The organism is Flavobacterium sp. (assembly GCF_039595935.1).
GTDB lineage: Bacteria > Bacteroidota > Bacteroidia > Flavobacteriales > Flavobacteriaceae > Flavobacterium.
Map to the genome: position 1 here is coordinate 226623 of NZ_JBCNKR010000004.1, position 12277 is coordinate 238899.

At 34.2% G+C, this 12277-nt stretch carries 6 protein-coding genes; 2 read left to right on the forward strand and 4 right to left on the reverse strand.

Annotated elements, in window-relative coordinates:
- Positions 1–139: 139 nt before the first annotated feature.
- The gene (gene mnmE, locus ABDW27_RS01455) at positions 140–1540 is read left to right on the forward strand and encodes a tRNA uridine-5-carboxymethylaminomethyl(34) synthesis GTPase MnmE (protein ID WP_343694276.1); all 1401 of its coding nucleotides are present in this window, start codon (positions 140–142) and stop codon (positions 1538–1540) included.
- Positions 1541–1748: 208 nt separating this feature from the next.
- Here the strand turns inward: mnmE and ABDW27_RS01460 are convergent, their stop codons facing one another.
- Both ABDW27_RS01460 and ABDW27_RS01465 read right to left on the reverse strand, forming a co-directional pair.
- The gene (locus tag ABDW27_RS01460; protein ID WP_343694277.1) at positions 1749–3203 is read right to left on the reverse strand and encodes an arylsulfatase; all 1455 of its coding nucleotides are present in this window, start codon (positions 3201–3203) and stop codon (positions 1749–1751) included.
- Between the two features lie 889 nt (positions 3204–4092).
- Complete coding sequence (locus ABDW27_RS01465) at positions 4093–5346, reverse strand: glycosyl hydrolase family 8 (protein ID WP_343694278.1); 1254 nt, start codon at positions 5344–5346, stop codon at positions 4093–4095.
- Positions 5347–5747: 401 nt separating this feature from the next.
- On the opposite strand from ABDW27_RS01465, the gene ABDW27_RS01470 reads away from it, so the two are divergent.
- Complete coding sequence (locus tag ABDW27_RS01470) at positions 5748–7217, forward strand: MFS transporter (protein WP_343694279.1); 1470 nt, start codon at positions 5748–5750, stop codon at positions 7215–7217.
- A gap of 535 nt (positions 7218–7752) precedes the next feature.
- On the opposite strand, the gene ABDW27_RS01475 is transcribed toward ABDW27_RS01470, so the two are convergent.
- Both ABDW27_RS01475 and ABDW27_RS01480 read right to left on the reverse strand, forming a co-directional pair.
- Positions 7753–9246, reverse strand: a complete 1494-nt coding sequence (locus ABDW27_RS01475) for a RagB/SusD family nutrient uptake outer membrane protein (protein ID WP_343694280.1) — start codon at positions 9244–9246, stop codon at positions 7753–7755.
- An 11-nt stretch (positions 9247–9257) separates the two neighbouring features.
- Entirely contained in the window at positions 9258–12266 is a 3009-nt protein-coding gene (locus tag ABDW27_RS01480) for a TonB-dependent receptor (protein ID WP_343694281.1), read from the reverse strand.
- Positions 12267–12277 lie beyond the last annotated feature (11 nt).

Below are 12277 nucleotides of genomic sequence, written 5' to 3' on the forward strand. Positions count from 1 at the left end.
AAAACAAGTTTACCTGATAATTATCAGGAATTTAACAGTTAATAATTTCTTAATAATTTGTATTTTAAAGGTGCAAAAAAGGATAATTCACATGTGTTTAGCTTTTTAGAACTTTCTGCTTTTTTCTTACCTTTGCAGCATGATAAATCAAGATTCTATAGTTGCATTAGCTACTCCATCCGGAGCCGGGGCTATTGCTATTATCCGTATTTCAGGTGCTGAAGCAATTTCAATTGGTAATTCTGTTTTTAAATCTATCAAAAACAAGGATTTAACTAAACAAAAAACACATACACTGCATTTAGGTCATATTATTGACAATGAAAAAACGCTTGATGAAGTTTTAGTTTCGGTATTCAAAGGCCCAAATTCTTATACGGGTGAAGATACAATCGAAATTTCATGTCACGGCTCAACTTATATACAACAGCAGATTATTCAGTTATTATTGAGAAAAGGCTGTCGAATGGCCGATGCGGGTGAATTTACGCTAAGAGCTTTTCTAAATGGTAAATTGGATTTATCTCAGGCAGAAGCAGTTGCTGATTTGATTTCTTCTGATAATGAAGCTTCCCATCAAATTGCGATGCAGCAGATGCGAGGCGGATTTAGTAACGAAATTGCTAAATTAAGGGAAGAACTTTTGAATTTTGCTTCGCTGATTGAACTCGAACTTGACTTTGCCGAAGAAGATGTAGAATTTGCAGACAGAACACAGTTTCATGAATTATTAAATCGGATTGAATTTGTTTTAAAACGTTTAATTGATTCATTTGCAGTTGGAAATGTCATTAAAAACGGAATTCCGGTTGCTATTGTCGGCGAGCCAAATGTTGGTAAATCAACTCTTTTGAATGCTTTATTAAATGAAGAACGCGCTATTGTTTCTGACATTGCCGGAACAACGCGAGATACAATTGAAGATGAGCTGGTTATTGCCGGAATTGGTTTTCGATTTATTGATACGGCAGGTATTCGTGAAACTAAAGACGTTGTAGAAAGTATTGGAATTAAAAAAACTTTTGAAAAAATCGATCAGGCTCAAGTTGTGATTTACTTGTTTGACGGTTTAAAGTTTAAAGCTTCAAGTTCTGAATTTGTTTCGGAAATCGAACAGATTAAAAATAAATATCCTTTAAAACCTCTAATTATTGTGGTTAATAAAAAAGATATTTTGTCTGAAGATGAAGTTTTAAATATTACGAATAAACTCGAAAATATAAACGCTAAACTTTTATTAATCTCAGCAAAAGAGAAAATTGGCGTTGAAGATTTGAAAAATGAATTACTTTCATTTGTAAACACGGGAGCTTTGAGAAATAATGAAACAATTGTAACTAATACAAGACATTATGATTCGTTACTAAAAGCTTTGGATGAGATACAAAAAGTAAAATTTGGTTTGGAAACTAATCTTTCAAGTGATTTAATTGCTCTTGATATCCGTGAAGCTTTATATCAGTTTGGACTTATCACAGGTCAGGTTTCAAATGACGAATTACTGGGGAATATATTTGCTAATTTCTGCATCGGGAAATAGCAAAACAAAATAACGCAAAGCAACCACCAATACATCTGAAATATTACACAAAAAGTACATTTTAGATTGAACCAAAAAAAACTCCAAAATTATTAGATTTTGGAGGTTTTTATTTTTTTAGTATCTATTACAAAAATAATAAATGCTTGTATGTAAAGAGGCCCAAAAGTGTACTTTTGTCCGCAAATTTTATTAAATTTTAATATTACTATTTATATTCATCAGGAATTATTTTAGGCAGACCTTCTCCAAAGGGGATATATTTTTTATTTGGTATTTTTTTCATCTCATCAAATAATTTAATGACACGGGGAGCCATGTACATTCCAGCCCACCCATTATCTGATCCGCTAAAATGCCCTGGAGAATTTCCATTGTTTGGTGCAGCACCGTTAAATGTCATATCACGTTGTTCTGCCGGATCCCATAATAAATCATAAGTAGCCACTACTTTTAATGGTTTATCCGATCCCAGCCAAGAATCTTTTGCAGTAAAAAGGAATTTAAAATTCTTAACACGAACGGCTCCAAAAGCCTGTCCTGCAAAAAAATAAAAATCCTGGCGTATGCCCGGCCCAGTTCCTAATAAAGAAGCACTAAGGTCTAAACCATCAAAAATAATTGGATTTCCTTCATTATCTTTCCATTCATGTGCTGGCACTGGCTGACCGATAATAGAAGCAATTGTGGGCCACCAATCCATATGTGAAAACATATCTGTATTTAAAGACCCTGCTTTAATATGACCCGGCCACCAGGCTAAAGCCGGAACACGGAAGCCTCCTTCATACACAGAGCCTTTCATGCCTCTAAAGGGAGTATAACCTGCATCTGGCCACGCATCTACCCAGGCTCCATTATCTGTTGTCCAAATAATTAATGTGTTTTTTTCAATGCCGGCATCGCGAACTGCCTGCAGAATTTGTCCGGAATTATCATCCATTTCCATTAAAGCATCTAGATAATTACCCCCTCCTGGCGATTTACCTTTCCAGCGTGGTGACGGATTATTTGGGTTATGAACCTTCTCAAAACATATAGTTGCAAAAAATGGTTTACTGTCTTTTGCATGTTGTTTTATATAATCAACCGCTTTAGAACGCATTTCGTCATCGACAACAGCTAAATCTGCAAACCCAACTTTTTGCTTTACAACTTTTGCTTTTTGCCCCGCTTTCCCTTCAAATTCACCAAGATTAATGGAATTCCATACTTTTAAGAATTCAGTATCATCAGAGGGAAAATTTGGATGAAGTATTTTATCATCATAAGCATAAACGCCAGCATAATAGGGCAGCATATTATACATTTCATCATATCCGTGCGCTATAGGATAATTATCTTCTTTATCTCCTAAGTGCCACTTGCCTATAAAAACAGTAGAATAGCCTCCTTTTTTCAACGCTTCAGCTATAGTAGGTGTTTCTTTTGATAACCCATTTGGATCTCCGGGAACCAATACGGCAGATAGTGCAGTACGAACAGGAATTCTTCCTGTTATGAATGATGCTCTCCCTGCTGTACAGCTTGATTGTCCATAATAATTTACAAATCGCATTCCTTCCGAGGCCATACGATCTAAATTTGGAGTTGGAGCTCCTCTCATAACTCCACCGCCATAACTACCTAAATCTCCCCAACCAACATCATCAGTCATTATCATAATAACATTTGGTTTATTCTGTGCAATAATATTGCCACCGTAAAAGTGATTTATGCGGGTCTTTTGTCCCCATACCAACCTGAGAATAAGCAGATATAGTTCCTAAAACCATAAATAAAGGGAGTAATCTATTTTTCATAACCTTTTATCTTATGCGTTAATTATTTTCTTAAGTCTTTAAAATTCAAACACCTAGATTTGAAGCTGCAAAGTTCCCCTGAAAATAGATTTATTTTTGCCCGTAAAAGTTTTTAAACTTATAGATTAAGGTATATATGAAATTGTATAATTTATAAAATAAGGTATATATGAAAATTGTTTAATGAAAAATGAGATAATCTCAAAAAACATTTAAGAAAGAAAAAGGCACTAAAAAATGTTTAAAAACAAACAAACAATTAAAAAAATGAATTTAAAAACAAAATAAAAAAAAGGGGTATTAATTTTCTTTCCGTAAAATTTTAAAAGACTAAATATTAATACTATACAATTAAATAGATTTGTTTTGTCTGTTAATTTATTACAAAAAGCTGAGTTAATTTTGATGCAGGAGAATATAAAACTTGTTTAAAATGAAATTAGATATTTATACTTTTTTATAGATTAAATAATGTTTGATAAATTTTTATAGATATGAAAAGTAAGAAATAAATATTATTTCGTTTTCAAATTTGAAATTCTAAAAAACGCAGAAAAATATCTAAATCGGCACCTATCGTGTATGAAAAATCCCAAAGTTACAGAAAAAACTCAAAAGGTAAATAAGAACATAACACAAAATAAAACATTGATAATCAATATTTTATTTTGTGTTATGTTCTTTGTTTGGATTTTTAAACGATGTTTTATATAGATTAAAAAAGAGAGTTTATAATTTTTAGTCTTAAAATTATTTTACCTCAGGCTCAATAATCTGATATTTTCCACTAAGATGCATTAGACTAAAAAGATACATTAGTCCATCATAATACGGATCAAAATAACCATCTTCATAAGGTTCGAGTCTGGCATTCCAAATGGCATGAACAAAATCTATACTCGCTTTATCTTTATTTACTAAAGATGCAGTAGCGGCTGTCGCCACTAACCCAATTGAATGTCTGAGTTTTTTAACCGGACCAGCCTGTAGAATAAATTCAGGAGTTGAGCCGTCGAGATTATATTGATCAAGATAAGTATCTATGCCTTTGGATCTCAGGAAATTTTGAAATCTCGAAGCATAATCTTCCTGCCACTTTTTATCTTTCCCATACCATGTATAATCCATTGCAATATTCATGGGAACACGCCAGGAATCATAACGAAATCCGGGAGGCATCCATGGTGTTGGATGTGGTTCTCCCGAAAACTCCGTATAATCCGAATTTAAACCCGTTACAGGATGACAAGCTTTATGCAAAAAATTTCGTGAAACATCAGCACATTCTTTGTAAAACTGCTCATGGCCATCTTTAGCATATAACGCCCATATTTCGTAAAACGCAGGCACGTGATATGAAGGATCTGTCCAGTTATAACCGCCGCCTTCAGGTACGAAAGAAATTTGTTTGTGATTAGTATTTATAATGTTGAAGATATTTCCCGTTCCATCTTTTTTCCACATCGCATCTAATATTCTTCTGGCTTCTTTGTAGTAATTTATTCCGGTAGTATTGCCCCATCTGTTTGAAGCAAAAAGAAGACTGGTTATATAATACAATTCTCCGTCTGAAGCAGAACCCGGTGAGTTTTGTTTTTTAGTCTGCGGATCGACGCTCCAGGCAAAATAGGCTTCTCTTGGTCCATCCTGATGCTGCATATATTTTAGCGACCATCGCCAGAGACGATCAAAAACTTCTTTTTTATCGAGCTGTACAGCAACCATCATTCCGTATGACATTCCTTCGGTACGCGCATCCTTGTTTTTAATATCCGAAACATATCCTAAAGAGTCTCCTTCTGTAAAATATACTTTATTTGGACCTTCAAAAATATCATAATAGGCTTTGGTTAATTTTTTATCTATTTCTGTCTGACTATAACCTGCTTCCTTAAAAAGATTTCTGTAGTGAGGTCTTTTAAGCTCTGATTTCTTCTTATTTTGACTAATGATAAAAGCAGGAATAATTAAGGCAAAAATGATAAGATAAAGTTGGATTCTCATCCTATATTCATTTTTAAAAGTTTGATATGCATTCATAGTTTGTTATTTTTTTTCTTTTTTCTACAAATAAATATACATAAAAATAATCAATACACAACCGGTTGCAAAACAATTTCAGACCATAAAATCAGAATTAATAAAAAAAATGCATTCTTCATATTAAAACAGAAACTTAAAACTGGTTACTTATATTTAATAGATTTATAGAAACAAAATCATGCTTCAAATATGTTAGTATAGGCTTCAAAAATGATACAATAATTTCAAATTTCAGATTATTTTTACAGTAAGCATTCTTCTTTAACTGAATGAAAATGAGGTTTTGTTTTTAAATCAAATACGCCTCAAAATATTTGTAATTAATCGAAAGTAAACCCCACAGAACCAATTAGTTTATATTTATGAATAATACATCGCAAAAGCTTTCTATACTAGAAAAAACAGGTTATGGTTTAGGTGATTTTGCAGCGAATTTGATTTTTCAGACTCTGCTGACTTTTTTGGCTTTCTTTTATACCGATGTTTATAAGATTCCTGCCGGAACTGCAAGCATAATTATCTTTACAGGAGGTTTTATTGGTGCTTTTTTTAATATTATTATGGGAATTATTGCAGATCGCACCCAGACAAAATATGGAAAATTCAGACCTTGGATATTATGGACTGCCCTGCCTTTTGGAATTGCTGCTGTACTTACTTTTTTAACTCCTGATTTTGGAATGTCAGGCAAGATTATTTATACACTTCTCACGTATTTTTTCCTGGTAATTATTTACTCGGCAAATAATTTACCTTATGTTGCTTTAAGCGGGGTTTTAACTGGTGATATGAAGGAACGAAACAGTCTATCCTCCTATCGCTTTGTAGCAGTAATGATTGCTCAATTTATAGTTCAGTCGCTTTTGCTTCCGTTTGTTTTAATTTTAGGAAACGGTGATAAAACAGTAGGTTTTAAAAATACCATGATGCTATTTGCTTTAATTGGGGTAATTTGTTTTTTGGTTACTTTTTTTACTACCAAAGAAAGAATCATTCCTTCAAAAAATCAGGAATCTTCTATTAAACATGATTTTTTTGATTTGTGTAAAAATGGTCCATGGCTGGTTATGTTACTGGTTACCATTTTGGTATTTATAACTTTGTCTTTAAAGGGCGGCATGTATGTTTTTTACTTTAAATATTACTTAGATCCGGCTGCTCAGACAGTTTTTCTCAACGATATTGGTTTCACAGCTTTTATCGAAAGAGTAAATCATTCCTTAACTGCAATGGGACTTGTGGATTTTCAATGGCCCGAAGATGCTCCAACCTCAGCTTTTAGTCTTTTTAATGGCGGAGGGATTATTTTTATGATATTTGGAATCATGTTTTCAAAACCTCTTGCTGATTCTTTTGGCAAAAGAAATGTGTATATCATTTTTATTTTTCTGTCTGCTCTCAGCCTTCTGGCGTTTAATTTTTACAGCAGATCAGCTATTGCAATTGTTTTTTTGACTCAGTTACTGCATGGATTTATTTATGGCGTAACAATCCCGCTATTATGGACTATGATTGCCGATGTTGCTGATTACAGCGAATGGAAAAACCATAGAAGAGCAACTGCTATCATTTTTTCGGCGATGATTTTTGGATTAAAAATTGGAATTAGTATAGGCAGTTCATTAGGCGCCGCTTTTTTATCTAAATATGGTTATGTAGCAGAAGAAGTAAATCAGGTTCCGGCGGCCGTTGAGGGAATTAAACTTTCAATAAGTATTTATCCTGGCTTTATATTTATTATAAGTGCCGTTTTATTATGCTTTTATGTAATAGATAAAAAAATGGAAATTCAAATTGAAACAGATTTGAAAGAAAGAAGAAATGGATTTTAGATTTTAGATTGCAGATTGCAGATTGTAGATTATGGATTGTAGGTTTTGAAACCTGAAACTTTTTTATTTAACGCAAAGCACACAAAGATTTTTCTGCTATAAGGTTTTTATAAAAATATAAAGTTCGCAAAGCTGGATCAATACAAAGCTTTGCGAACTTTTAAATCTAATAATTACACACGAAAAAAAAGCCTTGTGAACTTTGCGTTAAAATATCCTCAGTTCAACCTGAAACTATTTATTCAACGCAAAGCACACAAAGTTTTTTCTGGATATAAGGTTTTTATAAAAATATAAAGTTCGCAAAGCTGGATCAACGCAAAGCTTTGCGAACTTTTTAAATCTAATAGTTTCACACGATAAAAAAAGCCTTGCAAACTTTTAAATCTAATAGTTGCACACGATAAAAAAAGCCTTGCGAACTTGCGTTAAAATATCCTCAGTTCAACCTAAAAAAAATAAACAGCGCATTAAAAATGCACTGTTTATCACTACTAACTAACTTACTTAACTCAAACTAAAATAGTTTAATCTTTTAATATCCAGGATTATTATCGCTTGGTTTTATATTTGGATTAGAAGATGTTTCTCTGTTTGGAATTGGCCATAATTCACTTTTACCAGCCTGAAAACCAGTTCCTGCTAATTCTGTGCTTGCAATTCCCCATCTTATAATATCATCAAAACGGCTTTGCTCTCCTGCAAATTCTACTTTTCTTTCATGTACAATTGCTGCAAATACAGCATCTTTTGTAGGTGCGATTGTAGTTGTTAATCCTGCACGGTCTCTAACTTCTTTAATATAAGCAATGGCTGCTGTTTGTGAACCTCCATCTCTTTGGTTTTCACATTCTGCTTTCATTAATAGTACATCTGCATAACGCATTACTTTGAAGTTAATACTGGATTGCGTAGCCTCATCGTCTTTTTTATAATAGTTTTGGTACTTTTTCCATCCGGCATTTCTAAGACCCGCAGAGGTATTAAAGTTTTGCGCTGTCATAGTACGTGTTCCGTTTAAATATTTAGAACCCGGCACATAAAAAGTATCTCCAAAACGTAAATCTCCCGGCTCATACGAATTTAAAAGTGCATCTGGCGGATATACATTGTACCAGCTTAAATTACCATATTCCTGTCCTCTCAAAGTTGATTCTGCAAAACCAGTTCCGCCGCTGTTTCCTGCATCGTCCCATTTATTACCGGTTCCGTTATTTTCATTAAATTCAATTTCAAAAATAGATTCCTTGCCATGCTCCGTTTCTTCCATGAAATTGTTGTAAAAATTGCCTTTATCCTCAAGGCTGGCTCCTGTAACATTGTTCAATGCAGCTAAGGCCTGATCGTATTTCTTTTCGTATAATAATACTTTACCTAAATAAGCATAAGCAGCTTCTTTAGTTGCTCTTCCTACTTGTTCTGCACTTTTTGAAAGCAGGTTCTGAGAAGCAAATTCAAAATCTTCTCTAATAAGATTGTAAACTTCTGCTTTAGGGCTTCTTGCCGCACCTACTATCGTTCCGGTTTTATAAATTGGAACATCTCCAAAACGATTTACTAATAAGAAATAATAATAGCCTCTTAAAAAATGGGCTTCTCCTAAAAATTTATTCTTTTTTTCCTGCGATAAAACTGAATTTGACAAAGCATTAATCTTATCAGCATTATCTAATACAAAATTGGCTCTGGATATTCCTAAAAAACAAGATTCCCAATAGTACTGGATAATATCATTTCCGGCATTAAAAGAAAAATCCTGAAAAGGTTTTTTATTTCCTTCTAACTGTGGATTTCCTGCTGCATCCTGCCCCATTAAATCCATTGCAAAAGCAAGGTTTCTGGCATAAAGTCCTCTGGTTTGTAAATTAGCATAAGCTGCATTTACAGATGATTCTACCTGTGCTGCGGTTTTAAAGAAAGTGTCTGGCGACAGTGTATTTGGGTTTTTTAATTCTAATTCAGACGTGTCGCATGAATTCATTGTGAAAACACCCAGCAATGCAGCAACTATATATTTTATTTTTTTCATCACATTATGTATTAAAATTTAACATCAATTCCAAAAATTACGGATTTAGGCTGTGGATACCTTCCTAAGTCGATACCTGCAGAGTTTGCATTAGCATCTGCACGTGCTATTTCAGGATCTAACCCCGAATAATTTGTAATTGTAATAAGGTTTTGACCACTTAAATAGAATCTTATGTTTGAAAAATGGCTGTCAAATGTTTCTCCTGATAAGGTATATCCTAAAGTGATATTTTTTAATCTGGTATAAGAACCATCTTCAATATAGCGCTGATTAGCTGATGACCAGTTAATGTCTGCTCCCTGTGCTCTTGGCAGTGTAGCCGAAGGATTCGTTACAACTCCGTTTACTACAATTGCCCTGTCTAATACTTCTGTACTGGCATTAAACAAACGATTCATTCCTGTTAAATCAAATTTATTTGCGTTATAAATATCATTTCCCTGAACTCCTGTAATAAAACAGTTAAAATCAAACTTTTTATAAGCTGCGGTAAGATTTAAACCATACGTAAAATCCGGATATGGATTACCAATATTTGTTTTATCATTAGAGTTGATTATTTTGTTTCCGTCACGATCTACAATTTTGATATCACCTGGTTTGATGTTCGTTTGACCTGGCCCAAAAACGGCATCTACTTCTGCCTGATTTTGGTAAATTCCGTTGGTTTGATAACCATAAAAATAGAATAATGGCTGTCCTACTTCAAGTCTTGAAAAGTTCTCTAAACCTGCTCTTGCCGTTGGGCCACCTAATACGCTGGTTACTCCCGGTGCTAAGCCTGTTACTTCATTTTTGCTTGTTCCTAAATTGGCTACGGCAGACCATGTAAAATCTCCTTTTCTGTCATTGTATCCTAATGTTACTTCATATCCTGATACTTTTACATCGGCTACGTTTTGAATCTGAGTTCCTCCTCCTGCAGATCCTACTGAAGCAGATAACGGAACGGCAAAAAGAATGTCACTGCTTTTATTATTAAAATATTCAAACGATCCGGTAAATTTCTCGTCAAATAAACCAAAATCTATACCTATGTTCCTGTCCGTTTTAGATTCCCATTTCAAATCAGGATTTGCAGCAACTCCAAGAGAAACTCCCGGGGCATTGCCTCCTGCAATTGGGTAATTGTAATCTGCAAGCAGCGTGGCACTGTATTGATAATTATCAATTCTGTCGTTTCCTGTTGTTCCTGTACTTGCTCTAAGTTTTAATGTACTAAAAACAGAATTTGTCATAAAAGCTTCTTTGGCAATATTCCATCCTACAGCTACTGAATAAAAATTACCCCAGCGGTTATTGGCACCAAAACGAGAAGAAGCATCACGTCTTCCTGAAAGTGCCAGAAGGTATTTATCTTCATAATCATAATTGATACGGGCAATATATCCAAGGTTCTTCTCTACATAATTTGCAGAACTTAAATTTCCTTCATTGTATCGCAGCTGATCAATTTCATCTGAAATATAATAACGGCTTCCGGCTACCACATTTTGTGACTTAGAATCGATTTTTGTGATAACTCCCAAAACTTCTAAATTATGTTTTGAAGCAAAAGTAGTTTTATACGTCAAACTGTTATCATACACAATAGTCTGTCCCTGAGAGTTAGTTTCACTTGTTGTAGAAAATGCCTGTCTGTGATAAGAACCATCACTATAACTCGGTACAAATGTGTGATCTTTACCTGTGTAATAATCTAATGAAACCTGTGATTTAAATTTCAGTCCTTTTAAAATCTCCAATTCTGCGTAGATATTTCCTATTATAGATAAATTATTAATTTTTTGATATCCCAAATTGGCAACACGAACAGGGTTTTCTGCATCGTTTCCATCAATTGCACTTGGTCCCTGATAACCTCCAATACTGTTTTCATTGTAAACCGGTAAGTAAGGTGCCATTTTAATTGCATGCTCAAGTAGTGTTCTTCCTCCAGAGCTGCGTTCCGGATTGATGGTATTAAAAGATAGTCCGATGTTGCTTCCTATTTTAAGTCTGCCAATATCCTGAGTATTATTAGCTCTAAAAGAATAACGCTCAAAACCTGTATTGATAACGGCTCCTTCTTGTTTTAAATATTCTGCAGAATAACGGGCTGTAGAACTTTCTGTACCATTAGAAAAACTTAAATTATAATCCTGCATTACACCGCTCTGAAAAATTTGATCCTGCCAGTTGGTGTTTATATTTCCAAATTCTGCAGCCCTTGCTGTAAGATCACTTCCTAAATCTTTAGCATACTGCAGATATTGCTGTGTATTTAAAACGTCATATCTCTTTGTAATAGTCTGAAAACCGGCATATGTACTAAAAGTAAGCTGACCCGGTCCTTTTTTACCTTTTTTCGTAGTTACCATAATAACTCCGTTGAAAGCTTTTGAACCATATAAAGCGGTTGTTGAAGCATCTTTTAAAACAGACATCGATTCGATATCATTTGGGCTTAGTCCGGATAAGTTTCCAGCCAAAACACCATCAATTACATACAAAGGCGCACTGTTTCCCATTGTAGCCAGACCACGAATGGTAACGGTAGGATTAGAACCCGGAGCGCCGTTTACAACAGTAACACCAGCTGCTCTACCCTGCAAGGCCGATTCTGCATTTGTAATAGGCACAGCAGCAATATCTTTTGAACCTACTGTAGAAATTGCTCCGGTTACTTTAGCTCTCTTTTGAGTTCCGTAACCTACTATAACTTCATTTAAGTTTTGTGTGGATAATGCTAATGTAACATCAATAGTATTTCTGGTGCCTACTGTAATAGTTTGTGATATAAGGCCCACAAATGAAAATGTAATTTTATCTGTAGGGCTAACATCTTTTAAGGTATACTTTCCGTCAAAATCTGTAGAAGCGCTGTTTTTTGAACCTTCTACATTAATACTGGCTCCCGGCAGAGGAAATCCCGAGGGATCTGTAACAACCCCCTGAATGGTCTTTGACTGTGCCATCATATTATGACTGCTGATTATCAGCAATGTGATTATTGCAAATTTTAATTTTAACATCATTTCAATTGGTT

Excerpts from the sequence above, each read along its gene's own strand:
- ABDW27_RS01460 (WP_343694277.1), bottom strand. The coding sequence starts at position 3,203 with ATGATAATGACTGATGATGTTGGTTGGGGAGATTTAGGTAGTTATGGC.
- ABDW27_RS01480 (WP_343694281.1), bottom strand. The coding sequence starts at position 12,266 with ATGATGTTAAAATTAAAATTTGCAATAATCACATTGCTGATAATCAGC.
- ABDW27_RS01465 (WP_343694278.1), bottom strand. The coding sequence starts at position 5,346 with ATGAGAATCCAACTTTATCTTATCATTTTTGCCTTAATTATTCCTGCT.
- ABDW27_RS01470 (WP_343694279.1), top strand. The coding sequence starts at position 5,748 with ATGAATAATACATCGCAAAAGCTTTCTATACTAGAAAAAACAGGTTAT.
- mnmE (WP_343694276.1), top strand. The coding sequence starts at position 140 with ATGATAAATCAAGATTCTATAGTTGCATTAGCTACTCCATCCGGAGCC.
- ABDW27_RS01475 (WP_343694280.1), bottom strand. The coding sequence starts at position 9,246 with ATGAAAAAAATAAAATATATAGTTGCTGCATTGCTGGGTGTTTTCACA.